The sequence below is a fragment of the Leisingera sp. NJS201 genome (genome assembly GCF_004535885.1).
GTDB lineage: Bacteria > Pseudomonadota > Alphaproteobacteria > Rhodobacterales > Rhodobacteraceae > Leisingera.
Map to the genome: position 1 here is coordinate 257463 of NZ_CP038234.1, position 26414 is coordinate 283876.

At 60.6% G+C, this 26414-nt stretch carries 22 protein-coding genes and 1 pseudogene; 14 read left to right on the forward strand and 9 right to left on the reverse strand.

Going from position 1 to position 26414, the window contains the following annotated elements; genetic code table 11:
* Positions 1-151: 151 nt before the first annotated feature.
* From ETW23_RS01280 to ETW23_RS01305, 6 genes are all read left to right on the forward strand, one after another.
* The gene (locus ETW23_RS01280; protein ID WP_134828870.1) at positions 152-694 is read left to right on the forward strand and encodes a hypothetical protein; all 543 of its coding nucleotides are present in this window, start codon (positions 152-154) and stop codon (positions 692-694) included.
* A 167-nt stretch (positions 695-861) separates the two neighbouring features.
* Positions 862-2007, forward strand: coding sequence for an amidohydrolase (locus tag ETW23_RS01285; RefSeq protein WP_134828871.1), 1146 nt, complete (start codon positions 862-864; stop codon positions 2005-2007).
* A 2-nt stretch (positions 2008-2009) separates the two neighbouring features.
* A complete protein-coding gene (locus ETW23_RS01290) occupies positions 2010-3200 on the forward strand; it encodes a diaminopropionate ammonia-lyase (RefSeq protein WP_134828872.1) in 1191 nt (396 codons plus the stop codon).
* Positions 3193-4359, forward strand: a complete 1167-nt coding sequence (locus ETW23_RS01295; protein ID WP_134828873.1) for a Xaa-Pro peptidase family protein — start codon at positions 3193-3195, stop codon at positions 4357-4359. Before ETW23_RS01290 ends, ETW23_RS01295 begins: the two co-directional genes overlap by 8 nt.
* Before the next feature lie 13 nt (positions 4360-4372).
* Positions 4373-5128 carry an aspartate/glutamate racemase family protein gene (locus ETW23_RS01300; protein ID WP_134828874.1) on the forward strand — a complete coding sequence of 252 codons (756 nt, stop codon included), beginning with the start codon at positions 4373-4375 and terminating at the stop codon, positions 5126-5128.
* A 142-nt stretch (positions 5129-5270) separates the two neighbouring features.
* Positions 5271-6842 (forward strand): alkaline phosphatase family protein, encoded by a 1572-nt coding sequence (locus tag ETW23_RS01305; protein WP_134828875.1) that lies wholly within the window; start codon positions 5271-5273, stop codon positions 6840-6842.
* A 131-nt stretch (positions 6843-6973) separates the two neighbouring features.
* On the opposite strand, the gene ETW23_RS01310 is transcribed toward ETW23_RS01305, so the two are convergent.
* Together ETW23_RS01310 and ETW23_RS01315 are read right to left on the reverse strand one after the other, a co-directional pair.
* Complete coding sequence (locus ETW23_RS01310; RefSeq protein WP_134828876.1) at positions 6974-10072, reverse strand: M10 family metallopeptidase; 3099 nt, start codon at positions 10070-10072, stop codon at positions 6974-6976.
* Between the two features lie 27 nt (positions 10073-10099).
* On the reverse strand, positions 10100-10504 hold the full coding sequence (locus ETW23_RS01315) for a hypothetical protein (protein ID WP_129369494.1): 405 nt from the start codon (positions 10502-10504) through the stop codon (positions 10100-10102).
* A 280-nt stretch (positions 10505-10784) separates the two neighbouring features.
* Here ETW23_RS01315 and ETW23_RS01320 point away from each other — a divergent pair, with 280 nt between their 5' ends.
* The 4 genes from ETW23_RS01320 (at position 10785) to ETW23_RS01335 (ending at position 14440) form a co-directional block, all read left to right on the forward strand.
* Entirely contained in the window at positions 10785-11687 is a 903-nt protein-coding gene (locus ETW23_RS01320; RefSeq protein WP_129369495.1) for a metal ABC transporter substrate-binding protein, read from the forward strand.
* Between the two features lie 97 nt (positions 11688-11784).
* Positions 11785-12702 carry a manganese/iron ABC transporter ATP-binding protein gene (locus ETW23_RS01325; RefSeq protein ID WP_282103144.1) on the forward strand — a complete coding sequence of 306 codons (918 nt, stop codon included), beginning with the start codon at positions 11785-11787 and terminating at the stop codon, positions 12700-12702.
* Entirely contained in the window at positions 12702-13580 is an 879-nt protein-coding gene (locus ETW23_RS01330) for a metal ABC transporter permease (protein ID WP_134831230.1), read from the forward strand. The genes ETW23_RS01325 and ETW23_RS01330 overlap by 1 nt, the downstream gene beginning before the upstream one ends.
* Complete coding sequence (locus ETW23_RS01335) at positions 13580-14440, forward strand: metal ABC transporter permease (protein ID WP_134828877.1); 861 nt, start codon at positions 13580-13582, stop codon at positions 14438-14440. The genes ETW23_RS01330 and ETW23_RS01335 overlap by 1 nt, the downstream gene beginning before the upstream one ends.
* Position 14441: 1 nt before the next feature.
* Here ETW23_RS01335 and ETW23_RS01340 read toward each other — a convergent pair whose 3' ends face one another.
* Positions 14442-15356: a LysR substrate-binding domain-containing protein gene (locus tag ETW23_RS01340; protein WP_134828878.1), complete on the reverse strand. Its 915-nt coding sequence runs from the start codon at positions 15354-15356 to the stop codon at positions 14442-14444.
* 197 nt (positions 15357-15553) lie between these two features.
* On the opposite strand from ETW23_RS01340, the gene ETW23_RS01345 reads away from it, so the two are divergent.
* The 3 genes from ETW23_RS01345 (at position 15554) to ETW23_RS01355 (ending at position 20528) form a co-directional block, all read left to right on the forward strand.
* On the forward strand, positions 15554-16972 hold the full coding sequence (locus ETW23_RS01345; protein WP_254695109.1) for a trimethylamine methyltransferase family protein: 1419 nt from the start codon (positions 15554-15556) through the stop codon (positions 16970-16972).
* Between the two features lie 75 nt (positions 16973-17047).
* A complete protein-coding gene (locus tag ETW23_RS01350) occupies positions 17048-19522 on the forward strand; it encodes an FAD-dependent oxidoreductase (RefSeq protein ID WP_134828880.1) in 2475 nt (824 codons plus the stop codon).
* A 22-nt stretch (positions 19523-19544) separates the two neighbouring features.
* Positions 19545-20528, forward strand: coding sequence for a GlxA family transcriptional regulator (locus tag ETW23_RS01355; protein WP_164982668.1), 984 nt, complete (start codon positions 19545-19547; stop codon positions 20526-20528).
* Between the two features lie 69 nt (positions 20529-20597).
* On the opposite strand, the pseudogene ETW23_RS25570 reads toward ETW23_RS01355, so the two are convergent.
* From ETW23_RS25570 to ETW23_RS01380, 5 genes and pseudogenes are all read right to left on the reverse strand, one after another.
* Positions 20598-20723: pseudogene (locus ETW23_RS25570) on the reverse strand (DUF1348 domain-containing protein); the annotation flags it as partial.
* A 253-nt stretch (positions 20724-20976) separates the two neighbouring features.
* Positions 20977-21903, reverse strand: a complete 927-nt coding sequence (locus tag ETW23_RS01365; RefSeq protein WP_134828882.1) for a GIY-YIG nuclease family protein — start codon at positions 21901-21903, stop codon at positions 20977-20979.
* A 27-nt stretch (positions 21904-21930) separates the two neighbouring features.
* On the reverse strand, positions 21931-22785 hold the full coding sequence (locus ETW23_RS01370) for a restriction endonuclease subunit S (protein ID WP_134828883.1): 855 nt from the start codon (positions 22783-22785) through the stop codon (positions 21931-21933).
* Complete coding sequence (locus tag ETW23_RS01375; protein WP_134828884.1) at positions 22731-23264, reverse strand: restriction endonuclease subunit S; 534 nt, start codon at positions 23262-23264, stop codon at positions 22731-22733. The genes ETW23_RS01370 and ETW23_RS01375 overlap by 55 nt, the downstream gene beginning before the upstream one ends.
* Complete coding sequence (locus tag ETW23_RS01380; protein ID WP_134828885.1) at positions 23261-24382, reverse strand: class I SAM-dependent DNA methyltransferase; 1122 nt, start codon at positions 24380-24382, stop codon at positions 23261-23263. The genes ETW23_RS01375 and ETW23_RS01380 overlap by 4 nt, the downstream gene beginning before the upstream one ends.
* An 80-nt stretch (positions 24383-24462) precedes the next feature.
* Here ETW23_RS01380 and ETW23_RS01385 point away from each other — a divergent pair.
* Positions 24463-25592 (forward strand): IS3 family transposase gene (locus ETW23_RS01385; protein ID WP_134828802.1). Its coding sequence is split into 2 segments (ribosomal slippage): positions 24463-24697 and positions 24697-25592, totalling 1131 coding nucleotides; the frame shifts between segments, so codons are not numbered across the junction.
* A gap of 6 nt (positions 25593-25598) precedes the next feature.
* On the opposite strand, the gene ETW23_RS01390 is transcribed toward ETW23_RS01385, so the two are convergent.
* Entirely contained in the window at positions 25599-26300 is a 702-nt protein-coding gene (locus ETW23_RS01390) for a hypothetical protein (protein ID WP_134828886.1), read from the reverse strand.
* Positions 26301-26414: the final 114 nt, after the last annotated feature.

Sequence of the window (26414 nt, forward strand, 5' to 3'; positions counted from 1 at the left end):
CTTGGACGCTTAATTCCTGTTCGTTCGCCTGATATTGCAGATCGTCCCAATCTTCGTTTGGGCTTAGTCACGGAGCCTCACTCATCTGTGCATGGAGCCTCGCGCCGCGGCGCAGTAGCCTGTGTGCATGTGTCAATGAGGAGATGCCGTTATGGCCTGGTTGCGGACGATTGTGACAGCGTGTGTTCTTGCGGTGCCTGCCTTGGCGCAGGACGCGCCCGAAGCCCCCCAAGCCCCGGAGCCGCCGATGACCTATGAACGGTTGGGGCGGATACTCTTTGCGCTGGACGAAAACGCACAGCCCGCGGGCACCGGGTTTCAGCTGACCATTTCCGGCGTGCCGATGCTGATCGTGACCGACCGGACGGCAGACCGGATGCGGGCAATGGTGCCGCTGCGCTCGGCCGAGGGGCTGACAGCGGAAGATATGATGCGGATGATGCAGGCCAATTTCGACACGGCTCTGGATGCGCGCTATGCCGTTGCCAAGGGGCGGCTTTGGGCGGTGTTCATCCACCCGCTGTCATCCTTGGAGAAAGATCAGCTGATTTCCTCGCTCGGCCAGACGGTCAATATCGCCCGCACCTATGGCACGCTTTACACCGGTGGCGCCTTGCAGTTCGGCGGTGGCGACAGCCCCGGCATCCAGCGGCAGCTGATTGAGGAACTGCTGGAAAAGGGAGAGGAAATCTAGGCCTTTGATCCCGGACTGCAGCCCGCGCGGCCTGCATTTTTGACAGATACGAATTTCAGCCCGTAACCCGTCCACGGCAATAAATTTCGTCACAGCCGCTCGGGAAATATACGCGCCAAGTCATGTTTCGCAGAATAAGGTCGCTGCAAACAGCTTGGGGAACGCATATGAACAGCTTTCAGGACCGCCTGACCGCGCTGCGCCGGGATTTCCACCGGCATCCGGAGCTTGGCTTTCAGGAAGACCGGACCAGGGCCAAGGTTGCCGATTATCTGCGCGGCCTTGGGCTGGAGGTGCATGAAGGGGCCGGTGTTGCCGGCCTGCTGCGGGCGGGAACCGGCAACCGGGCCATCGGGCTGCGGGCCGATATGGATGCGCTGCCGATCACTGAAACCTCCACCCACGGTTATGTTTCTGAAACGCCGGGCAAAATGCATGCCTGCGGCCATGACGGCCATATGGCAATGCTGTTGGGCGCCGCGGAACGGCTGGTGCAGGAGCAGGGGTTTGACGGCACTGTTGTGTTCATCTTTCAACCCAATGAGGAACACGGGCTGGGCGCGCAGGCGATGATTTCCGAGGGGCTGCTGGAGCGGTTCCCGATTGAAGAAGTCTATGCCATTCACAATCTGCCCGGCGCGCCGGTAGGGCAGGTTTCGACCCGTCCGGGCCAGATTTGCGGCAGCGAAAGCCTGTTTGAAATCTCGATTAAGGGGCAGGGCGGCCATGCCTCGATGCCGCAGGCGGGGGTTGATGCCATCACCGTCGGGGCGGAAATGGTGCTGGCGCTGCAAACCATCGTTTCGCGCAAGCTGGCGCCGGGGGCGGGCGCGGTGGTCTCGGTCACCGAGTTCCTGACAAACGGCCAGCGCAATGTGCTGCCGGGTCACGCCGTGCTGAAGGGCGACGTGCGCGCGCGGGTGCCTGCGGACCGCGAGGCCATTGAACGTTTCATGCGCCAGATTACGGCTGGTGTTGCGGCCACCCATGCGGTGGAGGTTGAGATGAGCTTCAACACCGAATTTGTCGAAACCATCAATGCGGAAGGCCCGGCCGAAGCTGCCTGCCGTGCGGGCGAAGCTGCGGGTTGCGAGGTGATCCGCAACCGTCCGCCGATGAGCTTTTCCGAAGATTTTGCCCATTTCGCCGCCGCTGTTCCGGGCTGCTTTTTGCTGATGGGCAATGGCGAGGACGGGCCGAACGGCCAGCCGCTGCATGCGGCGGATTATGATTTCAACGACGCTCTGCTGCCCATCGGCGCAGAGTTCTGGGTGCAGCTGGTGCGTGACCGGCTGCCAGCGGGAAAGGACTGACCATGTTTGAACAATTTACTGTTGCCATGCGCCACACGGCAGGCAGCCCGAAACCCGGCGATGCCGCTTATACCGTTCTTTCCGAGCAGGATTTTGGCAATGCCTGTGCAGAAATCACCGCTTGGGACGGCTATGAAGCGACGCCGCTGGTCTCGCTGGCAGGGCTGGCGGACAAGATCGGCGTAGGCCGGATTGATTATAAACACGAAGGGCCGCGGTTCGGCTTGGGCAGTTTCAAGGCGCTGGGCGGGTCTTATGCAGCGCTGCGGGTGCTGCAGCGCGAGCTGAGCCGCCAATCGGGCCAGGACGTCAGCCTGGAAGATATCCGCAAGGGCGCCCATAAACAGGCCTGCGCCGGGATCACCCTGGTGTCTGCCACTGATGGCAACCATGGCCGCTCGCTGGCTTGGGGCTGCCAGCGGTTCGGCGCACCCTGCCGGATCTACATTCACGCCGAGGTCAGCGAAGGCCGCGCTGTCGCCATGCGCGAACTGGGTGCCGAGGTGATCCGCATCACCGGCGATTACGATGAATCCGTGCTGCTGGCCAAGAAAGAAGCCGAGGAAAACGGCTGGTTTGTGGTCTCGGATACCTCCTGGGAAGGCTACACCGAGCCGCCGCGCGATGTGATGGCCGGTTACTGCGTGATGACCCGCGAAGTTTGCGAGACTCTGGAGCAAGCGCCGACACACGTCTTTCTGCAGGGCGGTGTCGGCGGTCTGGCGGCTTCGGTCGCGGCGGCGCTGCGGCAGTACTATGGCGCCGAGGCACCGCGGGTTGTGATCGTTGAGCCGGAACTGGCCGCTTGCCTGTTCGACAGCGCCCGCAATGGCAAGGCGACCAATTTCGCAATTCGGGAAGAAACCATCATGGCGGGCCTGTCCTGCGGCGAGCCGTCGGGAATGGCCTGGGAAATCCTGGCCGAGGAAGCCTCGGATTTTCTGACCATCCCGGACAGCATTGTGGCCCCTGCGGTGCGGCTGCTGGCCAATGCGGAAACTGGCGATCCGGTGATTGAAGCGGGTGAAAGCGCAGTTGCGGGCCTTGCAGCCCTGATTGCCGCCTGCCAGGCGCCGGATCTGGCCGAACAGCTGGGGCTGGGGCCAGACTCGAGGGTTCTGCTGATCGGCTCTGAAGGTGTCACCGACCCGGCGATCTACGCTGCGATCATGGCCGGAGAAAACAATGTCTAATGCGCCCATGCGCGGGTTCCCGGACGCGGAATTCGCTGCCCGGACCCAAAAGGCGCAGGCGCTGATGGCACAGCAGGGGCTTGATGGGCTGTTGCTGCTGACCGAGCCTGAAGTGCGCTATTTCAGTGGTTTTCACACCCTGTTCTGGCAAAGCCCGACCCGGCCCTGGTTCCTGTTTGTGCCGCCTGCGGGCAAACCCATTGCGATTATCCCGGAAATCGGCGCCGACCTGATGCGCCGCACCTGGATCGGGGATATCCGCACCTGGAGCGCCCCTGCGCCCCAGGACGATGGCCTCAGCCTGCTGACAGAACTGCTGTCGCCGATTGCCGGCCGCGGCGGCAGCATTGGCATCATGAAAGGGCATGAAACCGCGCTGCGGATGCCGCTGGGTGATTATGAACGCCTGATGACTGGCTTGCCGGGGCTGAAGGTCGCGGATGCAACACCGCTGGTGCGCAGCCTGCGGATGGTGAAATCCGCGGCGGAGATCGAAAAACTGTCGCATATCTGCGCCATCGGCTCGCGCAGCTTTGCGCAGGTGCCGCAAATCGCCCATGAGGGTCAGCCGTTCGAGGACCTGTTCCGCGCCTTCCGCCGCGAGGCACTGGCGCAAGGCGCGGACGATGTGCCCTATCTGGTCGGCGGCGCCGATCAGGGCGGCTATAGCGACGTGATTTCCCCGCCGACCGGCCGGCCGTTGCAGGCAGGCGACATTGTGATGCTGGATACCGGGTCCACCTGGGACGGGTATTTCTGCGATTTTGACCGTAACTTTGCCATCGGCCGCGCCGACGATCTGTCGCGCCGGGCCTATGACGTGCTGTGGCGGGCGACCGAGGCCGGGATTGCTGCCGCCAAACCCGGCGCCACCTGCCGGGATTTGTTCCAGGCGATGCAGGACGTGATTGCAGAGCTGGACGATCATGGCGGCGATGTGGGCCGGCTGGGCCACGGATTGGGAATGCAGCTGACCGAATGGCCCTCGCACGCGGTGTTTGACGGGACGGTGATCGAGGAAAACATGGTGCTGACGCTGGAGCCTTCGCTGGGGTACGGTGACGGCAAGATCATGGTGCATGAGGAAAACATTGTGGTGCGCGCTGTTGGTGCGGAATTGCTGACAACCCGCGCCGCGCCTGAACTGCCGGTGATCTGAAGGAGGACCCGCGATGAAGCTCCCTTATGACACGGACGCCGGCATCGGCACCCGCGCGACCCTGGGTGTGATCGTGCTGGAAACCGATGAGACGCTGGAGCCGGAATTCTCCCGGATGATGGCGCGGGACGGCGTGGCGCTTTATCACAGCCGCATTCCGATGGTGCCTGAGGTCCGGCCTGAAACCCTGGTACAGATGCAAGCGGATCTGCCGGCCTCGGCCCGGTTGTTCCCGTCTTCCCTCGACTTTGATGTGATCGGTTACGGCTGCACCTCGGCGTCAACCGTGATCGGCTCGGCCAAGGTTTCCGAGGTGGTGCAGACGGTCTTGCCCAAGGCCAAGGTGACAGACCCGCTGGCGGCGATCATCGCGGCTGGCAAAGCATTGGGCGTGTCCCGGCTGGGGTTTGTCACGCCGTATTTGCCAGAGGTTTCAGCGCAGATGCGGGCCAATCTGGAAAAGGCGGGATTTGCAATCGCAGGCTTTGGCTCGTTTGAGGAAATGGACGACCGGGTGGTGGCGCGGATCACCGAGGCGGCGATTGCGGATGCGGCGCAGCAGGTTGCCCAGGCAGGGGACTGCGATGCCATCGTGATTTCCTGTACCAACCTGCGTTGCCTGCAGATCATTCCAGAGATTGAGGCGCAAACCGGGGTGCCGGTGATCTCCAGCAATCAGGCGCTGGCCTGGCACATGCTGCGTCTTGCAGGTGTTACGGAGCCGCAACCGCAATTCGGCAGGCTGTTCACACGGGGCCTGGCCGTCTGATAGATACAATTGTCCAGGATTTGTCAGCTGACAACTTTTCAGATTGCATCCTGCCGAGCGGTGTAAACGGTGCTTGAAATCCCTGTGCAGATCGCGACAGATTGCCAGTCTAAATCTGTCTTGTGCCTGCAAGGATGCCCGGATGCCTGCCAATCACCCCGAGACCCGTCCCGCAAACCGGAACGTGCTGTTCATCATCATCGACCAGCTGCGCGCGGATTGTTTGTTTGGCGCATTGGCGGAACATGTGGAGCTGCCGAACATCCGCGCCTTCATGAAGGATGCGGTGTCCTTCAAACGGCATTTCTCGGTCACCAACCCTTGCGGGCCGTCGCGGGCCTCAATCCTGACCGGGCAATACGCAATGAACCACCGCTCGGTCCGCAATGGCACGCCGCTGCGCCATGACACGCCGAACATTGCGACAGAAATGCGCAAGGCAGGCTATATGCCGATGCTGTTCGGCTATACTGATACGTCGCAGGACCCGCGGGCATTTGATGCCAATGATCCGGCGCTCAGAACCTATGAATTCCCGATGAACGGGTTTCATGAGATGACCGAGATGCGGATGGAGATGTCCTATCCGTGGCAGTCGCATCTGATGAACCGGGGCTATGCGTTCGAAAACTATTGGGATGTCTACAAACCGGTGCCGCCAAGTGGCGGCGCGCCCAGGCTGAACGATCCGGCGCTCTATGCCGCTGAAGACAGTGACACCGCGTTTCTGACCAATTCCTTCCTTGGTAAAATGACCGCCTACCACAAGGAAAGCTGGTTCGCGCATCTGACCTATATCCGCCCGCACCCGCCGCTGGTGGCGCCCGCCCCCTATAACACCATGTATGATCCTGCCTCGCTGCCGCTGCCGGAACGGCTGGCGACACCGGATGCGGAGTGCGAACAGCATCCGTTCTTTGATCCGGTACTGCGGAAGAGTACGATCGCGGGCTTCGTAGAAGGGTTCCCGGATCTTGAGCCGACAGATGATAACATCCGCACCTTGCGCGCGGTTTATCTGGGGCTTGCGAGCGAGGTGGACCATCACGTCGGCCGTGTGATCGAGTTTCTTAAAGACACGGGCCAGTACGACAACACGATGGTGGTGATCACTGCCGACCACGGCGAGATGCTGGGCGACCGGCATTCCTGGGGAAAAATGACGGTCTATGACGCCGCCTATCACACGCCGCTGATCATCCGGATGCCGGGCAATGAGGCGAATGCCGGAGCCTGCCTCAGCCAGATCACCGAGTCGATTGACGTGACGCCGACCATTCTGGAATGGGTCGGGCAGGAGATCCCGAATTCGATGGACGGGCGGTCGCTGCTGCCGCTGTTGCGGGGAGAGGAGCCGCAGGACTGGCGGCAGTATTCCTTCTCGGAACTGGATTTCTCAGAGCCGCAAAAGCCGACGCTGTGGCAGCAGGCGCTGGGCACATCGCCAAGCGAGAGCGGCCTGGGCATCCTGCGGGACGAACGGTTCACACTGGTTGAGTTTGCCGCTGATCTGCCGCCGATGCTGTTTGACAGCGAAGGGCAGGGGGAGCTGGAGAATGTGGCCGGGCAGCCGGACTACGCAAGCGATCTGAACCGGCTGACCCGGATGATGCTGCGGCACCGGATGAAAAACATGGATCACACGCTGTCGCTGATGTCGATCACCCCGGATGGTGCGCGCGGCGTGGCCCGGTTTCCGCAGTCGAAAACCTGACCGCGGTTTTCTGCGGGTTGTACCGGGGAAAAGAAAACACCCGGCCCCCTTGACGGAGACCGGGCGTTTGTTTTCATGCGGACCTTAGATGAACCAGTCGTCGGTCAGCTCGGCATTTGACCTCACCCCTTTCAGATAAGCGATCTGAAACGCGTCTTCGCCCCCTCACCGTCAGCGTCATACTCCAGCCAAACTGCACGGCTGTCGCTAAGGCTCAGGTTGCCGCTGGACAAGGCGTCGTCAAGATTGGTGCCCAGATCCTGAAGCAGCCCGTCGATGTCGAGCAAGTCCCCATCGCTCAGCTTGAAATCGCTGATGGTGTCCCCTGCGTCCTCGGCCGCGGCAAAGATAAACACATCGGCATCCCTGCCGCCTTTAAGGAGGTCCGCCCCGGCGCCGCCTTCCAGCCGGTCCATGCCGGTCCCGCCATCCAGCTTGTCTATTCCAGCACCGCCCGAAAGTTCGTCGTTTTCTGAACCGCCTTTAATCTTATCAGTGCCGTCGCCGCCGCTGAGGCTGTCATCCCCTTTGCCACCATCCAGCTTGTCATCTCCTGCGCCGGCCGACAGCGTGTCGTCGCCGTTGCCGCCTTTCAGCTGGTCGATACCGCTGCCGCTGCTGAGCATGTCATTGCCATCGCCGCCATCGGCCTTGTTATTGCCATCGCCAGCCGAAAGCGTGTCATCCCCCAGGCCGCCCTTCAGTTTATCGGCACCTGCGCCGCTGGTGATCTGGTCGTTTCCGTCACCGCCATCCAGTTTATTGTCTCCATCGCCGGCGTATATCGTGTCGTCCCCTTCGCCGCCTTTAATGTTGTCCTTTTCGCTGCCGCCGGACAAGCTGTCATCGCCTTCACCGCCGTCCAGTTTGTTTTCGCCATCGCCTGCGTAAAGTGTGTCATCCCCTTCGCCACCTGTCAGCTTGTCTTTGCCGCTGCCCGAGGTGAGGACATCATCACCGCTGCCGCCATCCAGTTTGTTGTTGCCATCGCCGGCCGACATTGTGTCGTCGCCCTCGCCGCCTGACATTTTGTCATTGCCGCTGCCGCCGGACATGCTGTCAGCACCGCTGCCACCATCCAGCTTGTTGTTGCCATCGCCGGCCGACATCGTGTCGTTGCCCTCGCCGCCCAGCATGTTGTCTTTGTCAATGCCGCCGGTTATGGCGTCGTCCCCTTCGCCGCCTTCAATCCGGTTCTTGCCATCGCCGCCGTCCAAATTGTCATTGCCCAGACCGCCATAAATCCGGTCTGTGCCGGAGCCGGCTGTCAAAGTGTCGTCACCCTCTTCACCGGTCAGGAAGTTTCTTCCGCCGCCGCCGTGGATCGCGTCGTCCCCGTCGCCGCCATAGATTTTGTCGTTTCCGTCCTCGGCTGTCAGGCTGTCATCGCCCAGGCCGCCATAGATCTTGTTGTTACCGATACCGCCGTCCAGCGTGTCATTGCCGCCGCGCCCTTCCAGTAGATCGTTGCCGGCACGGCCTTCGATCAAGTTGGCAAGGTCATTGCCATAGGCCTTGTCATTGCCGCTGCCCAGGATGGCGTTCTCAATCTCGGTGCCTTCACTGATTGTCAGGCTTTTGGAGCCTATTTTGCTGGTTGCCCCGCTTGCCAGGTCGATCGTGGAACCCCGCGTGACAGCACTAAGATCCAGTGTGTCAATGCCGCCATTTGTGTCAGTGACGGTGCCGAGTTGAATGGTCCATTGCGTCATGAAGGTGTCATCGAAGACATACACGTTATCAATAGTCCCTGGGGTCGGGTCCGGGTCGGGAGTCGGGTCCGGATCAGGGGTCGGATCCGGATCAGGTGTGGGATCAGGGTCAGGTGTCGGATCCGGATCGGGTGTTGGATCAGGATCCGGTGCGGGTTCAGGATCGGGTGTTGGGTCCGGTGCCGGCCCCGGGGTGCCGGAGGTGTTAATGATCTCTGCCAGGCTGGCGTCCTCATTCACGCCGACAAGAAAGACCAAAAGAGCATTGTTGCCGCCGTGTGAAATCTTCAGCCAGGATCCGCCGCTGCCGGCCTGCAGCGTTGCAACGCCGTCGCCTGCCGGATCATCTCCTTCATAGCCGATTGCTTGCAGCAGCTGCGCGAGGTTGATCCTGTCGCCTGCTGCCAGATCAAAGTCAGCAATGGAATCGCCGGCTTCGCTGAGGCTTGTATATACGAACCGGTCCGCACCATTGCCGCCGGTCAGCAGGTCAGCACCATCGCCGCCGATCAAGGTATCGTTGCCGTCACCGCCCTCAATCTGATCATTTCCGGCGCCGCTCTCCAGCTGGTTATCCGCTGCATTGCCTGTGATATGGTCGATACCCGAGCCGGTAATCGCGTTTTCGATCACGGTGCCGCGGGCAATGGCGAAATTGCCGGTCTTACCGTTGAGGCTGGAAAAGGTTTCCTCATTCAGGTTCAGCGTCTGATTGTAGCTGCGCGAGCTGAGGCTGATCAGATCAATGCCGCCGTTATCTACAACAGCCACGCCGAAGCTGCCGTTCAAATCCATGCCGAAGCGGCCGGTGGTTTGCCCGTCGCCATAAATGGTGTCGCCCGTTTCGATGTCCACGGGTGTGCCATAGAGATGGTGAACCGCTGCGATATCAGCAAGCTGAGCGGTTGCCAGATAGGCAAAGGACGCATCCACCGCGGTGTTCTCGGACTGGCTGAAGTAGGACATGATCGACATTTGCCAGCTGTCATTGGCAAAATGCGCGTCCGAGCCGTAGCTGGCGCTGCCGTTGTAGCTGCCGGTGTGGCCCAGGCCCAGGGCGTGGCCGATCTCATGGATGTAAGTTTGCAGGTAGTAATTGCCGTATTGTGCCCAGGCATCGTCGATATTGATGCTGGAGCTTAGAATGGTGCCATTGCTGACCGAAGAACTGGCATAGGCGCCGGACCGGTTGTCGTCGAAAGTGATCTTGGCGCTGCCGGTGGTTTCGACAAATTCGATCCCGCTCAGCGCCGTCCAGCTCTCCAGCGCCTTGCGTGCGGTTTCTTTTCCGGTTCCATTCAACCCGCTGAGGTTGACAGTGAGCTGACCGCCGGTTTCCACATCAAAGGAGCGCTCTGTGCGGCCGGTCGACTGCCAATATCCCTTGTAAAGATACTCTGCCACCTGATCGACGGTGTAGGTGGGTTTGCTGCCAGCAGACTGGCCGCCCGAGCCTGTGCCGCTGCCATCGGTGCTTTCGGGAATTCTGTGATTGGCTTGACCGCAATATTCACACATGTCCGTGCTCCATCCTAGATCGTTAAATTACAAAGGGAATTCAGTGTGCTGGACCAATTGGCCGGCATAGCCCGCAAGACTGTCACCGCTCAGCTGCCCATCCATGACCGACTGTTCGATGACCGGGCCTTGGCCGCTGCGGCCGTCACTGTGCCGCCAGGCCAACCAGCCGGAGATCCAATCCGCCGACCGGTTCTGTTCGACGAAACGCAAGGTCAGGTCCGGACCGGCCTGCAAGCCGTCAGCAGCGGTAACCGCGGCGCCGGTGAATTTCTGGCGCAAGCCGCCGGCCAGCGCATCGCAGAGCGGTTGCTGCAGAGATCCGCTGCATTGCAGCTGAACAATCTGCACCGGGCTGCCAGCCACAGAAGTGTCAGTGATCAGCAGCTGGATTGCATCGGAACAGCTGGAAAGATTTCCAGGTGAAGTCATGGGGAATGTGCTCGCTCAGTAGGTCGAAGGATCAGGTTCAGTCCCGCGCCGTTCTGGCTGCAGCTTCAGGTTTAGGCGGTGATTGGGGCGAAATGCCGGTTACGATACGGGCAACATTAAGACGTCATTAACCGCCGTTAACCATTTGGCAGGGAAGCGGCGGCGGTTCGGCCCCGGTCGGGCGATGCCCTGTTGTTGCAAATCATTCGCAATTTCATTGACAGTTGCGAATGATTTGCAATAACAGGAGGTCAAAGACATCTTCAAAACGGAGAATCGGATGTTCCCGAACCTGCTCAAGACAGTTTCCGCCGCCGCTGTTGCGGCTGTTGCTGCCAGCGCTGCCATGGCTGAAGACAAGATGAAGGTTGTCACAACCTTTACCGTGCTGGCCGATATGGCGGCAAATGTGGCGGGGGATGCTGCCGAGGTTGTTTCGGTCACCAAGCCGGGCGCCGAGATCCACGGTTATGAGCCGACCCCGCGTGACATCGTACGGGCACACGATGCCGACCTGATCCTGTGGAACGGGATGAACCTGGAGCTTTGGTTCGAGCAGTTCCTGTCGAATATGGAAGACGTGCCCTCGGTGACGCTGACCGATGGCATTGACCCAATCCCGATTGCAGCGGGCTCTTATGAGGGCAAGGCCAACCCGCATGCCTGGATGGGGTTGGATAACGCGCTGATCTATATCGACAACATCGTCGAGGCTTTTGCCGAGCACGACCCGGAGAACGCCGCAGTCTATGTCAAGAATGCAGGTGAATACAAAGACCGCTTGCGCGCCACAATCGAACCTCTGCGCCGCGCAATTGCCGAAATCCCGGAGGACAAGCGCTGGCTGGTGACCTGCGAGGGCGCCTTTAGCTACCTGGCCCGCGATTTCGGCATGAAGGAGCTGTATTTGTGGCCGATGAACGCCGATCAGGTCGGCACTCCGCAGCAGGTGCGCGGTGTGATCGACGGGGTGCGGGCCAATGATATCCCTGTGGTGTTCTGCGAAAGCACCGTCAACACCGCCCCGGCCGAACAGGTGGCCCGTGAAACCGGCGTGGCCTATGGCGGTGAGTTGTATGTGGACTCGCTCAGCGAAGCGGACGGCCCGGTGCCAACCTATCTGGATCTGCTCAGGGTCACATCCGAAACCGTGGCACGCGGCCTGACCGAGGTCACCAACTAAGCCTTCCAACGGAAATCCCTACACCCCGCAGTTCATGCTGCGGGGTGTTTCATTTCACAAAGCACATTTTCTGTGTGTAACTCTGCAGGACAGCCCCATGCTTGATGCCAGTGAGACCCACATAATGAATACCAGCGCCACGCCCGCAGATGACGGGATCGCCGCAAAGAATGTCACCGTCACTTACCGCAATGGCCACACGGCCCTGTGGGATGCCAGTTTTTCCATTCCCCGCGGCACCGTTGCAGCGCTGGTCGGGGTGAACGGGGCCGGCAAATCGACCCTGTTCAAGGCGATCATGGGGTTTGTGCCGGCCGCGCAGGGTGAAATCCGCATCCTCGGCCTGACCGTCAAGGAGGCGCTGCGCAAGAACCTGGTGGCCTATGTGCCGCAATCCGAGGAGGTCGACTGGGCCTTTCCGGTGCTGGTCGAGGATGTGGTGATGATGGGGCGTTACGGCCATATGGGGTTCTTGCGCCGGCCCAAGGCGGCGGATCACGAGGCGGTGAACGAGGCACTGCGCCGGGTCAATATGCAGGACTTCCGCCACCGCCAGATCGGCGAGCTGTCCGGCGGCCAGCGCAAACGGGTGTTCCTGGCCCGCGCCCTGGCACAGGACGGGCAGGTGATCCTGCTGGACGAACCTTTTACCGGCGTGGACGTGAAGACCGAGGAGCAGATCATCGCCCTGCTGCGCGAGCTGCGTGCCGAGGGCCGGGTAATGCTGGTTTCCACCCACAATCTGGGCAGCGTGCCGGAATTCTGCGACCGTACCGTGCTGGTCAAGGGCACCGTGCTGGGGTTCGGCCCGACCGAGACCACCTTTACCCGCGCCAATCTGGAACATGCCTTTGGCGGTGTTCTGCGCCATTTCACCCTGGGCGGCGATGCGTTGCATGACGACGGCGACACCCGCGAGGTCACCATCCTGACCGACGACGAGCGGCCTTTTGTCCAATACGGCGAAAAAACCCAAACCAGCGAGGGCAAGGCTGAGGGCGGGGGCAAGCCGTGATGGAATACCTGCTGGAGCCGTTCACCTACGGCTATATGACCAATGCGATGTGGGTCTCTTCCTTGGTGGGCGGTGTCTGCGCCTTCCTGTCGGCCTATCTGATGCTCAAGGGCTGGTCGCTTATCGGCGATGCGCTGTCCCACTCCGTGGTGCCGGGGGTGGCAGGGGCCTATATCCTCGGTCTGCCGTTTGCGCTGGGCGCGTTTATTGCGGGCGGGCTGGCGGCGGGGGCGATGCTGTTTTTGTCGGAACGCTCGGGCCTTAAGGTGGATGTGATCATCGGGCTGATCTTCACCTCCTTTTTCGGGCTTGGCTTGTTCATTGTTTCAATCAGCCCGATGTCGGTGTCAGTCCAGACCATCACCATGGGCAACATCCTGGCGATCACGCCCGAGGACACGGCTCAACTTGCAATCATCGGCTTTGTCTCGCTGGCAGTGCTGCTGGCCAAGTGGAAGGACTTGATGGTCACCTTCTTTGACGAAAACCACGCCCGCACCATCGGGTTGCGGCCCGGGCTGCTGAAGGCGGTGTTCTTTGTCTTGCTGTCGGCCTCTGTCGTGGCGGCGATGCAGACCGTGGGGGCGTTTCTTGTGATTGCCATGGTGGTGACGCCGGGCGCCACTGCCTATCTGCTCTGCGACCGGTTCCCGCGGCTGATCTTGGTGTCCGTGCTGATCGGTGCCCTCACCAGTTTCTTCGGCGCCTATGCCAGTTACTTTCTGGACGGTGCCACCGGTGGCATCATTGTGACATTGCAAACGCTGATCTTCCTGGCGGTCTTTGTTTTTGCTCCGAAACACGGGCTTCTGGCGGCAAAACGTAAAGCACGCGAAGCATTGAAGCGCGGCCCCGCCGCACAACAGGGAGCCGCGTGATGGACCTTGATACGCTTTTGATGCCGTTTCAGTTTGCGTTCATGCAGAACGCCTTTCTGATCTCACTGATCGTTTCAATCCCGACCGCGTTGCTGTCCTGCTTTCTGGTGATGAAGGGCTGGGCGCTGATGGGCGACGCGGTCAGCCATGCGGTGCTGCCCGGCATTGTGCTGGCCTATATCGTGGGGCTGCCGCTGATCCTTGGCGCCTTTGCCGCTGGGATGCTCTGCGCGGTTGCGACCGGCTATCTTTCCGGCAACAGCCGGGTCAAGCAGGACACGGTGATGGGGGTGGTGTTCTCTGGCATGTTCGGCCTCGGTATCGTGCTTTATGTCTCGGTTGAGACCAACGCCCATCTGGATCACATCCTGTTCGGCAATATGCTGGGGGTTGAAGGGCACGAGCTGCTGACGGCAGGGATTATTTCCCTGGTGGTGGGTGTGGCGCTTGTCTTGAAATGGAAAGATCTGCTGCTGCACAGCTTTGACGCGGCACAGGCGCAGGCGTCCGGGCTGCCGGTCACGGTGCTGCACTATGGGCTGCTGGCGGCCCTGTCGCTGACGATTGTGGCCACCCTGTCGGCGGCGGGGCTGATCCTGGCGATTGGATTGCTGATCGCGCCGGGGGCCATCGCCTTTCTGGTAGTGCGCAAGTTCAGCACCATGCTTTGGGTGTCCGTTCTGATCTGCATGTTCTCGATGCTGGCGGGGACCTATGCCAGCTTCTTCCTCGACAGTGCGCCGGCGCCGACCATTGTGCTTATCCTGACCGTGCTGTTCATCCTCGCCTTTGTGCGGCGGCTGTATGTGACCCGCAAGACATCGATGCAGCGGGCCAAGGACCCTTCCGGGATCGCGTAAGTCACGCGGCGCCGGGCTGGGCCATTTCCAACAGCCACTGCCGCACCAGTTCGGCAGTGGGGACCAGATCCTGGGTCTTGGACCACACCAGGTAAAACCCGGCGCCGGTGGTCCAGGACCAGTTCTTGCGTGCGGCCAGCAGCCCCTGTTTGATCAGCGGTTGCGTCACGTGCTGCCAGCCGAAGGCAAAGCCTTCGCCGGCAATCGCCGCCTGCAGTACCAGCGCGTAATCATTGAGCCGCAGACCTGCCGCGGGCAGGGGGCCTGTAACTTCGAAATGGGCAAACCACTGCTGCCAGCTGGGGCGCTCGCGGATCGGTTCCTCCAGATGAATCAGCCGCTCGTGCAGCAGGTTTGGCACTGTCGCCAGGTTGACGGCCGAGGCCATCACCCGCGGGCTGGCCACCGGATAGATCACCTCGGGCGCAATCAGGGCGGAATGGCAGTCCGGCCAGTTGCCGTGCCCGCGCCGCACCGCTAGCGAGATGCCTTCGGTATTGATATCCGGCTCCCGGTCCGAGCTTTGCAGGCGCAGGTCGATATCGGGATGCGCATCATGCAGCCGGGGCAGTCTTGGCATCACCCAGTAGTATGCAAAAGCCGAAGAGCAATTGAGCGTAACGTGGTCATTGCGTCCGAACTGGCGTACCGCTTTGGCAGAGGACAGGATGTCCTCTAAAGCCTTGGACACATCGGTGTAAAGCCGCATTCCCGCCCCGGTCAGCTCCACTTTTCGGTGGCCTCGGCGGAATAAAATAACACCTAACGACGCCTCCATCTGCTTTATGGCCGCACTGACAGCAGGTTGCTGCACGTTCAGCTCCTCCGCCGCACGGGTAAAGGAGCCGTGCCGGGCGGCGGCCTCAAAAACAATCAGGTGACGGGGGCTGGTGAGGAGTTTCCAGAGTTCTTGCATAACTCCTGATTATCTAAACGATCAGATTTTTCAACCGTCACAAACGCGGGTGCCAGAAGTATCGTAATTCATCATTTGGATACTGGAGAGCCCCATGGCCCGACGCGCCCGCGCATCCCGCGATAGAAACACCGCCCCGGCGGGTGCCCCCGCATCGCCATTTATCCAGCGCACACTGCCGTTCTTTGATGTGCTGGATGAGGAAAAAACTGACCAGGATCGAGGCCCAGGTGGACTGGATCTTTGAAGACGTCGGCATTGCCTTTCGCGATGATCCCGAAGCGCTGAAGATCTGGAAAGAGGCCGGTGCGCGAATTGATGGCGACATCGTGCGGGCGGATGCGCAGTGGGTCCGGTCGCTGTGCGCCAAGGCACCGCGGGAATTCACCCAGCTGGCCCGCAACCGTGAACGGTCGGTCACCATCGGCGGTAATAATCAGGTGTTTGCCCCGATCTATGGCGCGCCGTTTGTGCGCGATCTGGAGGGCGGCCGCCGCTATGGCGACATGGAGAGTTTCGAGAAGCTGGTGAAGCTCACCTATATGCATCCGAACCTGCACCATGGCGGGCTGGTGATCTGCGAGCCCTGCGATGTGCCGGTCAGCAAGCGCCATTTTGACATGCTCTATGCTCATATGACCCTTAGCGACAAACCGCATTTGGGCGCGATCACCGAAATGTCCCGCGCACAGGATAGTGTCGACATGGCCGAGATTGTCTTTGGGCGTGAGGTCATGGACAACAACTGCGTGATCATGGGCAATGTGAACACCAACTCACCCTTGCTGGTGGACAAGGTGGTGACCGAGGCCGTGCGCACCTATTCCGCCCGCGGGCAGGGGATGATCGTTGTGCCGTTCATCCTGACCGGCGCGATGGGGCCGGTGTCCACCGCGGCCTCTGTGGCGCAGGCGATGGCCGAGGCGATGATGGTCTGCGCCTTTACTCAGCTGGTGCGTCCTGGTGCGCCGTTTGTGCTGGGCAACTTCCTGTCGTCGATGTCGCTGAAATCCGGCGCGCCGACATTTGGGATGCCGGAGCCAGTGGTCTCTAACTATGCCATTGGTCAGCTGGCCCGCCGGGCCGGGCTGCCGCTGCGCTGCGGCGGGTCGCTGACCGCGTCCAAGATCGAGGATGCGCAGGCGGCCTATGAAAGTGCCGACTCGATGCACTCCACCATGTTGGCCGGAGCCAACTTTGTGCTGCATTCTGCCGGTTGGATGGAGGGCGGTCTGTGCACCGGTTTCGAAAAGCTGATCATGGATGCCGACCGGCTGGGTTCCTACCAGAAGGTGCTGAGCCAGGGGCTGGACACCAGCGACGAGGCCTTTGCCCGCGATGCTTATGCTGAGGTGGAACCTGGCGGGCATTTCCTGGGATCGGGCCACACCATGCGCAACTATCAGACCGCGTTTTATGAACCGAAGCTCAGCGACAGCGAGAATGTCGAAAGCTGGGAAGAAGGCGGCTGCAAGGACATGCGCCAGCGCGCCTATGAGCGCTGGAACCAGATGCTGAACGAGTATGCGGCGCCGCCGATGGATGAGGCGGTGAAAGAGGAGCTGGCCGCCTATGTCGCCCGCCGTAAACAAGAAATTCCGGATGCTTGGTACTAACCCGCTGCTCCGGCCCGCTAACCAAGATCTCTCACGGCCCAGCTGCCGCTTGCCCCAGACCTGAGGACACAACCCATGTCAGACAATTTTGCCCAATCGACGCTCAACATTCACAAGGAGGATAGCACTGGCGACAAGAAACTGCCCAGCCACGCCAAGGCGGTGATCATCGGCGGCGGTGTTGTTGGCTGCTCGATCCTGTTCCACCTGGCCAAGTTCGGCTGGAAAGACGTGGTGCTGCTGGAGCGGGACGAGCTGACCTCCGGCTCCTCCTGGCACGCGGCGGGGCAGATCCATACGATCTCGTCGGACCCGAACATCTCGCGGCTGCAGTCTTATACCATTGATCTGTATAAAGAGATTGAGGAATTGTCAGGCCATTCCGTTGGCCTGCACATCACCGGCGGGTTCTATCTGGCGTCGAACAAGACCTGGTATGATTACCTGAAGCGCGAGCGTTCCAAGGCGCGTTACATGGGGTTGAACCAGGAATTCATCAGCCCCAAGGAAGTGGCCGAACGCCATCCGCTGATTGATCCGAAACACTACCATGCTGCCCTGTGGGACGATCAGGACGGCGATCTGGACCCGTCGGGCGCGACCTATGCCTTTGCCAAGGCAGCCAAGGTGCATGGGGCGCAGTATTTCACCCATACGCCAGCCACCGCGACCACTCAGCGCCCCGATGGCAGCTGGGACGTGGTGACGCCGCGCGGGGTGATCAATGCTGAGCATATCGTGAACTGCGGCGGGCTGTGGGCGCGTGAAGTCGGCCATATGCAGGGTATCAATCTGCCGGTGCAGCCGATGGAGCACCACTATCTGATCACCGACAAGATCGACGCGGTGGCAAACCACCCGACCCGCCTGCCGGCCGGTATTGATTACGAGGCGAACATCTACTTCCGGCAGGAACGCCAGGGGATGCTGCTGGGCACCTATGAGCCGAAGGGCACACCCTGGAAGGTTGATGGCACGCCCTGGGATTTCGGGCATGAGCTGCTGCAGCCGGATCTGGACCGGATTGCCGACCGGCTGGAAATGTCGTTTGAGCGGATCCCGGCCATCGGCGAGGCGGGCATCAAGGACATGATCAACGGCCCCTTCACCTTCGGCCCCGACGGCAACCCGATGATCGGCCCGGTGCCGGGCATGAAGAACTACTGGTGTGCTGTGGGCGTCATGGCGGGCTTCTGCCAGGGCGGCGGCGTTGGCCTGACTATGGCTGAGTGGATGATCGACGGCGAGCCGTCCATCGACGTCTGGGCGATGGATGTGGCGCGGTTTGGCGATTTCGCGACGCCGGATTGGGGCACCGTGAAATCAACCGAGAATTACGAACGCCGTTTCGTGATGACCTTCCCGAATGAGACGCTGCCCAAGGGGCGGATGCAGAAGACCACCGCGCTCTATGACCGCTTGGTGGCCAAGGGTGCCCGAATGGGCCAGGGCTTTGGCCTGGAGAACGCGCTTTGGTTTGCCGACGGGCCGGAAGACGCGCATGAGGAGCCGACATTCGAGCGCAACCGCAGCCACGATTATGTGGCGCGCGAGGTCAAAGCCGTGCGCGAGGCAGTGGGCGGCATCGAGGTTGCCAACTTTGCCAAGCATGAATTCAAAGGACCGGGTGCGCGTGCTTATCTGGACCGCGTGCTGGCGGGCTATGTGCCGAAACCGGGCCGGCTGACGCTGACACCGATGCTGACGCCCAAGGGTAAGCTGTACGGTGATCTGACCGTGGCGTGCTTGGCAGAGGAACACTTCATGCTGTTCGGCTCCGGCGCCATGCAGGAGGCGCACCGCCGCTGGTTCGAGAAGGATCTGCCGGAGGATGTGAGCTATCAGAATGTCTCGGATGACTGGCACGGCATTGCGCTGTCGGGTCCGAAATCGCGGGAGCTGCTGCAGCGGATCACCCGCGAGGATATCTCGGGCGAAGCAATGAAATTCCGCGACCTGCGCCAGACATTTGTGGGCGGCGTGCCGGTGATCCTGAACCGGATCAGTTTTTCGGGCGAGCTGGGCTATGAGATCTACTGCAAGCCGCAGTATCTGCTGCGCCTGGCGGAAGCGATCGAGGAGGCGGGCAGCGATCTGGGCTACCGCTGGTACGGGGCGCGGGCGCTGATGTCGATGCGGCTGGAGAAGGGCTGGGGCGTCTGGACGCTGGACTTCCGCCCTGACTTCGACGCGGCGGAAAGCGGCATGGATGTCTTCATCAACTGGAAGAAGGGTTTTGTTGGCAAGGAAGCCGCGCTGGCCGCCAAAGAAGCCGGACCAAACCGCAAGCTGGTCACCATGACCATCGACGTGGACGGCATTGATGTCTCCAATGACGAGGCCATCCTGAAGGATGGCGAAGCGGTGGGCTATATCTCCTCGGGCGGTTATGCGCATCACGCGCAGACGTCGATGGCGATGGGCTATGTCTCGGCGGAACATGCGGCGGCGGGCACCCGGCTGCAGGTCGAGATCCTGGGCGAAATGTATGACGCCGAGGTGCTGGGCGCGCCGATCTATGACGCCAACGGCGCCAATATGCGCGCCTGACCGGACCAAGGGAGCGGATATCATGAGCCACCCCATGCGGACGCTCCCCGAGGCGGCCCAGGCCGCTCCGGCCTGCCGCTGCATCTTCCTGCTGCTGCCCACCTTCTCGCCGCTGGATCTGTCCAGCGCGGTGGCAGCGCTGGAGGCGGCAAACCAGCATGACGGGACTGCGCGCTATGACTGGCGCGTGGTCAGCGAAGACGGCCTGTCCGTTACCGCCCCTAACGGGCTTGGCGTGGCAGTAGACGGCGGCCTGCCGGACCTGGTGCGCGGCGACATGATTTTTGTTTGCGGCGGCCAGGGGCAGGAGCCGGGGATATCGCTTAAGGTGCTGGGCTGGTTGCGCAAAGCGCAACGCATGGGGGCAGCTCTGGGTGCGCTGGGCGGCGGTGTGCTGGCGCTGGCGCGTTCGGGGCTGCTGGCAGGGCGCCAGGTCTCGGCACACTGGGCGCTGCGGGCGGTTCTTGCCGAGGCGCATCCGGACGTGGAGGTGAAGAATTCGCTGTTCACCATGGAGGGCAAGCTGATCACCTGCGCTGGCGGGACTGCTACCATCGACATGATGCTGAACTTGATCTCGGATCATCACGGGGCGGCCGTGGCAACGGGTGCGGCGGATCTGATGGTCTGTTCCTCGGCGCGCAAGGGCAATCAGGATCAGACGGTTTCCGAATACGGCCGGACTGGCGTTCGGCATGAAAAACTTGCTGCCGCGCTCAGCCTGATGCGCAGCAACCTGGAGGAGCCACTGACGCCGGGCGGCATTTCCGATCTGGTCGGCCTGTCGGTCCGTCAGCTGGAGCGGCTGTTCTCCAAGTACCTGCAGACCACACCCAAGGTCTATTACACAAGGCTGCGGCTGGATTATGCGCGCAGCCTGCTGTTGCAGACCAACATGCGGATCATCGATGTGGCACTGGCGTCGGGGTTCAACAGCCAGACCCATTTTGCCAAAGTTTACCGCCGGTATTTCGGCAAGTCACCGCATCAGGAACGGCCGTTTTAGCCCTTGGGCTGGGCCTTGCCGGACCCGGTGATTTGCCCGGCAAGACAGAGGGTGGTGTCCCTCTTCTGATCAGAGACCGAGATCACTGAGGCCGGGTTGATCCGCCGGACGCGGGCCTTGCGGCCAGTGGAACAGGCGGTCTTCTCCGTCGATTTTCAAGTCGTTGACTGAGGCGAAGCGGAGCGCCATACGGCCCTTCCGAGAGGGCGGCTTGGCCAAGGCCGCCATCTGTGACGCAAGGAGAAACCCGGGTGGAGTGCGGCCAAAAGTTTGAGAGAAAATGCGCACGCGCGGCCCATTCCTAAGCATGGATGAGCTTGATCTTCATGCTTGGGGAAGGGTGGTAGCGGAGGAGGGATTTGCGATTTTGCACCATAAGGTACTGTATATATTGAGTTTTATTTTGAGGCAAGTGTACCCATGTGTACCACCCCTGGCGCTCAGCCAATCAGTCTGGGGACTGGTTTGATACGGCTTCTCGTTCTTGCCATTTATGGTAGGTCAGCTTTGCTCCCTCGACCTTCCATTCAGTCCGGCCATTGCTATTCCTGTCCAGCACGACAGCGGCGGCGGCAGAAGGGCTGGAGAATGACCACGGCTTCACAAATCGCAGGCGCTCGTTTCCGTTTGGCATGAGTATTCCGTCCGCAAGCAACCGCTCTTTGAGCCTCCCATAGCTTTGCTGGACATAGTCGGTTCCCGAGAGAGCCTCTGACCCTTCAAGAACGATGAACTCTCCGTCCTCCTCGACCGCAAAAGCCCGCACCCCGCTTTTGTGGCGGATCTCGAACCGAACTTCGCCTGTGGTTCGTTCTGCGACCGGCTGCTGTGATTGGGTTACAGCACGTGGCTGAGGCTTCAACATGTCCAACCCAATCACGGGCAAAATGATGCGGAGGTTGGACAGGAATTGTTCCATGTTGGCGACGTCTGCTTCAGGCAAGCGGCGTCGGCTGGTGTCGGGCTGTGTGTCGTTGTCTAGCGCCACACGACCGGCTTGAGCCGTTAACTCAATAAGTCGTGCTTCAAGGTACTCGGCATGGCCTTTTGATAAGTCATCGTCACTTGTCGTGATGGTTATTGCAGTTTCCCAAAACTCGCGCTTCAGCGCACTCTGTTTGATGCGCTCTGCTACCGAGTTGCCGGAGCCGATATACACACGCACAGTTCTGGCGTTGTCTGGGTCTGGTCCCGACAGGATGTACACGCCTGTGCGATCAACTTCCTCTCGCGCGGTCAGGTCACCGAATGCCGACGCGCCGCTAACAAACAGGAGCCCTGTCCATCCGTGGATCGTTGCTTTTCGCAGACCTGAGGGTTTGCCATCGACCAGAAACAGCTGAATGGTCTTGCCGAAGTTCTCAGCTGCGGTCATGTGCGGGTCTCCATGCATGGAAGGGGATCAGGATGCCGCCTTTTTCTTGCGGGCACGTTTGGGTTGGGGGGCATTTGCGCGGGCCTCGCGGATGCGGGCGAGGAGGGCGCTGGCGGGCTCATCCGAAGGGTCTTGGGGGACAAGCTCACCCCGGAAGGCCTTGGCGAGAAGCTGCTGTTCCAGCCGCTCCAGCAGCGCGAGCGCCTTTGCGGCCTCAGCCACCATGCGGTCAATCCGGGCAAAGGCGGCCTCGATCCGGCGGACGATTTCGGTTTGTTCTTCGACTTCGGGGAGCAGAATTTCGTACACCTTGAGATGCTTTAACCCTACCCGAGGGCGTGTTGCTCCATGAACAAGCTTCACAAAATCAAGATATGTTTCACGCGCTGCTAACCTGAACTCTAGGAACTTCGGCAACACCTTTGATTGGTCCGCCCGCAAACAGAAGCAATCGGCCTTGTTTATCGCTGCTTGGTGCAGCTCTTCAGGTACACGGCAAACGCGAATTTCACTGTCAACGAACGATGAAAACAGCACGTCATCCCCGTGGAGTAAGTGGCGGGACAATTCCGTGAACTTGGCTTCAGACACGAAGCTCTCTTTTTCCATGCGGAAGGATAAATGCCCAATGTTTTCAAGTCGTACCACGCGCCGCCCGTTCTCGGTGTAGTCTTGGGTCTTCAGCTTCGACCCAAATGGACCATCGAAACTCGTTTCTAGAAGGTCGACAACTCGTGACGTTGTCGCATTCATTTCGTTCCACGGCGCAACAGCTTCGGCAGCGAGGGTGGCTTGTTTGGCGCGGGTGGCGAGGGTTTGGACGTGGGTCAGGTGGTCTTTGGCCGCGCGGGTGCGGGCCGAGAGCTGGTCCAGCTTCTCCACAATCCGCCTCTGCTCCGCGAGGGGGGGATCAGGATGTCTGTTGCCTTGATAACCGTCTGGCTGATGTTTGGCTGCGCTCCACCTTGGCCAAGCGCTCGAAAGTCCGCCAGCCGGTGCTGAAAGAGCTTCCATAAAAACGGAATAATCTCTGTTGTGTGCTCATCGGCCAACAGGGCGGCGCAAGCCTGATTAGTAGTAGCTGGAAGCCGTAGCAGGCCTGTTCTACCAATCGTAGCGCCATACATGGCGACAAGTAGTGACCCTGCCGGGAACCATTTGGCGGAGCTTTCCGCCAATCCATCTTCCGTGATGCGGCCCTCGACGTCGTGGATTTCATTGTCGCGTAGATCGCCAGTTCGCACCCACGGAATTTCACCGCCATAGTACTCCGGGTGTTTTTTGTTTGGGGTGCCACCGCTAGACCACGTTCCAAGCTCGCCAAGCTTGGTCGCCTCCCACCCTTTCGGCAATTCATTCATTCCGCCGCTACCTCAGTTGGTTCGGTGGGGTTCAGCTCCTCAGACAGGGCCTCGATCTCGCGGAGCGCCTCCGACAGGTGCCCCATGATGGCCGCTGTGATCTCGGCGGGGTCGGTCAGCCCGTCTTCCGGGTCGTCCTCTGCATCGCGTAGCCAAGTGATGTCGAGGTTGTCTCCCCGCGCGGCGATGTCTTCGCGACTGAAGCAGCGGAAGCGGCCTTCCTCGCCTTCATCCTTGCGCTCTGCCTTGCCATATGGGTCGTCACCGAATGCAGCCTCGAACGCGGCAAAATGCGCCTCAGTCAGCGGGTTGGTCTTGCCGAATGACGGCATCTGCGCGCGCATGTCGTAGACCCAGACGTCAGACGTGTTGCCGTCCTGCTCCTCTCCACGCGTGAAGAAGATCACGTTGGTCTTCACCCCTTGGGCATAGAAGATGCCGGTCGGCAGGCGCAGGATCGTGTGCAGGTCGCACCAGTTCATCAGCATCCGCCGCAGGGCTTGGCCGCGCCCGTCCTCGAACAGCACGTTGTCGGGCACGACAATGGCAGCCCGCCCGCCGGGTTTCAGTTTGCGGATGCAATGTTCCACAAAGGGGAGCTGATAGGAGGAGACGTTATGCGTCTCGGTAAAGTCATCGCGGGTTGGCTTGCCCCCTGCGGGGCCAAAGGGCGGATTGGCTAGGATCAGGTTTGCGTCTTCGACACCAGCGCCATGCGGCGCGAGGGTGGAGGCAAGGTCGATCTTGTCTGTGCCAACACCGTGCAGTGCAAGGTTCATCAGCAACAGGCGGTAGGTGCCAGGCACGTTCTCAACCCCTTGGATGGCGCGGTTGATCTGGAAGTCCTGATCCTTGGGGTCCAGTTCAAAGAAGTCATCGGTTGCCGCCCGGATATAACTGTCAGCAGCGATGAGAAAGCCGCCGGTGCCTGCTGCCGGATCCGAGATGATCTCCCCTGGCTGCGGCTTCATCAGGCGCGTCATGGAAGCAATCAGAGGGCGCGGGGTGAAGTACTGGCCTGCGCCGCGCTTGGTCTCTTCGGCGTTCTTTTGCAGTAGCCCCTCGTAGAGGTCGCCAAAGCTATCGCGCTCGTCGGTGAACCAGTGCAGCTCATCAATGGCCGTGGTGAGCGCATTGGACCTGCTTCACTTTTGTTCCGGTTTTCTGCGAGCAATGCTCGCCATAGAGGAGACCGGAAATGGCACCCAAACACAGTGACGATTTCAAACGCGAAGCGGTTCGGATCGCGACAAGCAGCGGGCTGACGCGTCGCCAAGTCGCGTCGGATCTGGGGGTCGGCCTTTCGACCTTGGGCAAATGGATACGTCAGTTCTCGGACGATCCTTCTACCGCGACCCAGGATTCTGAGCTTCGGCGCGAGAACGAACGCCTACGCAAAGAAAACCGCATTCTTCGGGAGGAGAGGGAGGTGTTAAAAAAGGCGGCAATCTTCTTCGCGGGTCAAAAGCAATGAGATTTCAGTTCATTGCGGATTACCGCGGGGATTTGCCACGCAGCCATTTGTGTCGCCTGATGCAGGTGACGGATCGTGGTCTTCGGGCCTGGCGGCACAGGCCGCCGTCACGCCGCCAACGTCGGGATATGGTGCTCTTGGCGCATATTCGAGAGCAGCATCGCTTGAGCCTGGGCAGCTACGGTCGTCCGCGCATGACGCAGGAACTCAATGAACTGGGCATCCATGTCGGGCAACGCCGTGTGGCGCGGATCATGCGTGATAACGGCATCCAGGTGCTGCGCAGCCGCAAGTTCAAGCGCACGACCGACAGCAATCACACCTTCAATATCGCGCCCAACCTGTTGCGTCAGGATTTCACCGCAAGCGCCCCGAACCAGAAGTGGGCGGGAGACATCACTTATATTTGGACCCGCGAGGGATGGGCCTATCTTGCTGTGATCATCGACCTCTATTCGCGACGGGTGATCGGCTGGGCCCTGAGCAACCGCATGAAACAGGATCTGGCCTTGCGCGCTTTGGACATGGCGATTGCCCTACGAAAGCCGCCCCCGGGCTGCATCCACCACACTGATCGCGGCGCCCAATACTGTGCCCACGAGTATCAAAAGCGTCTGCGCAAGCACGACTTGGTGCCGTCGATGAGCGGAAAGGGAAATTGCTATGATAATTCGGCCGTCGAGAGCTTCTTCAAGTCGCTGAAGGCCGAATTAATCTGGCGCCGGACCTGGCAGACCCGCAGAGAGGTCGAACTGGCCGTCTTCGAATACATCAACGGCTTCTACAACCCACGCCGACGGCATTCGGCCATCGGCTGGAAATCACCCGTGGCTTTCGAAAAGATCGCCGCCTAACATGAGCTACACACCGGAACGAAAACGGTGCAGGTCCAGTTTGATTGTTGCTCCGGGCGTGAGCGCAGGGGTGAAAGCTGGGTTATGTAGTGTGGGATGTCGCCCCTCTTGGACGGCTTCCAATTTGCGGCGCGCCATTTCGAGATTGGCCTCCGCCAGCCTGTCGGACAATTTCTGAAAGCCAAGGATGGTCCTGAGTTCCGCACTGACCTTTAAGCGCCGGTACTCTTTGGTGGTGTTGCCACGCTGCCGTTGGAAGACCTCTTCGTAGTCTTCCCGTTCGAGGAACTGGTACTTGATAAGCTGCTGAAGAGCCTCGTGGTGGAAGGCTGTTTCAATGGCGCGGTCGGGGTATCTGACGTCTCTGCTTTGGTCGCCCACGTGTATGGCGTCGGCTTCTTCGTACTCCTCAGTGAGTTCGATCAGCACTTCGCGTCGGTTGTCGCTGGTCACGCCTTTGCGATAGCCGCCGCTGCTTTGCACGCCTTTCTCAAGCTCATGGAAGTATGCGATGGCGATCTGGTCGATCTCGTGATCTGTCAGCTCCAAGGTGAACCCGGGTTCATTTTGCTTTGGAGACGCAGAGCTGACGAGGGTGCGCGAAAGCTGGCCTTCGTAGCGTTTGATTTCCGCATCGGTGCGGACGCCGAATGTCTTGGCACGCTCACATGCTTCGCGATGGCTAACCCCGCGAGCCGCTCGACCCATTGGGTCTTGCCAATCACGTCTCGTAGCTTCTCCGGGACCCTCCGGCGGAGCTTCCAGCCCTTGTTGTCTTTGCTGAGGTACTGCTGTCTAGGCATGTCTGTCATGCCCAATGTG

What these genes read in the sequence shown, in the direction of transcription:
- ETW23_RS01280 (WP_134828870.1), top strand. Translation starts at nt 152, where the DNA reads ATGGCCTGGTTGCGGACGATTGTGACAGCGTGTGTTCTTGCGGTGCCT.
- ETW23_RS01285 (WP_134828871.1), top strand. Translation starts at nt 862, where the DNA reads ATGAACAGCTTTCAGGACCGCCTGACCGCGCTGCGCCGGGATTTCCAC.
- ETW23_RS01290 (WP_134828872.1), top strand. Translation starts at nt 2,010, where the DNA reads ATGTTTGAACAATTTACTGTTGCCATGCGCCACACGGCAGGCAGCCCG.
- ETW23_RS01295 (WP_134828873.1), top strand. Translation starts at nt 3,193, where the DNA reads ATGTCTAATGCGCCCATGCGCGGGTTCCCGGACGCGGAATTCGCTGCC.
- ETW23_RS01300 (WP_134828874.1), top strand. Translation starts at nt 4,373, where the DNA reads ATGAAGCTCCCTTATGACACGGACGCCGGCATCGGCACCCGCGCGACC.
- ETW23_RS01305 (WP_134828875.1), top strand. Translation starts at nt 5,271, where the DNA reads ATGCCTGCCAATCACCCCGAGACCCGTCCCGCAAACCGGAACGTGCTG.
- ETW23_RS01310 (WP_134828876.1), bottom strand. Translation starts at nt 10,072, where the DNA reads ATGTGTGAATATTGCGGTCAAGCCAATCACAGAATTCCCGAAAGCACC.
- ETW23_RS01315 (WP_129369494.1), bottom strand. Translation starts at nt 10,504, where the DNA reads ATGACTTCACCTGGAAATCTTTCCAGCTGTTCCGATGCAATCCAGCTG.
- ETW23_RS01320 (WP_129369495.1), top strand. Translation starts at nt 10,785, where the DNA reads ATGTTCCCGAACCTGCTCAAGACAGTTTCCGCCGCCGCTGTTGCGGCT.
- ETW23_RS01325 (WP_282103144.1), top strand. Translation starts at nt 11,785, where the DNA reads ATGCTTGATGCCAGTGAGACCCACATAATGAATACCAGCGCCACGCCC.
- ETW23_RS01330 (WP_134831230.1), top strand. Translation starts at nt 12,702, where the DNA reads ATGGAATACCTGCTGGAGCCGTTCACCTACGGCTATATGACCAATGCG.
- ETW23_RS01335 (WP_134828877.1), top strand. Translation starts at nt 13,580, where the DNA reads ATGGACCTTGATACGCTTTTGATGCCGTTTCAGTTTGCGTTCATGCAG.
- ETW23_RS01340 (WP_134828878.1), bottom strand. Translation starts at nt 15,356, where the DNA reads ATGCAAGAACTCTGGAAACTCCTCACCAGCCCCCGTCACCTGATTGTT.
- ETW23_RS01345 (WP_254695109.1), top strand. Translation starts at nt 15,554, where the DNA reads ATGAGGAAAAAACTGACCAGGATCGAGGCCCAGGTGGACTGGATCTTT.
- ETW23_RS01350 (WP_134828880.1), top strand. Translation starts at nt 17,048, where the DNA reads ATGTCAGACAATTTTGCCCAATCGACGCTCAACATTCACAAGGAGGAT.
- ETW23_RS01355 (WP_164982668.1), top strand. Translation starts at nt 19,545, where the DNA reads ATGAGCCACCCCATGCGGACGCTCCCCGAGGCGGCCCAGGCCGCTCCG.
- ETW23_RS01365 (WP_134828882.1), bottom strand. Translation starts at nt 21,903, where the DNA reads ATGACCGCAGCTGAGAACTTCGGCAAGACCATTCAGCTGTTTCTGGTC.
- ETW23_RS01375 (WP_134828884.1), bottom strand. Translation starts at nt 23,264, where the DNA reads ATGAATGAATTGCCGAAAGGGTGGGAGGCGACCAAGCTTGGCGAGCTT.
- ETW23_RS01390 (WP_134828886.1), bottom strand. Translation starts at nt 26,300, where the DNA reads ATGGGTCGAGCGGCTCGCGGGGTTAGCCATCGCGAAGCATGTGAGCGT.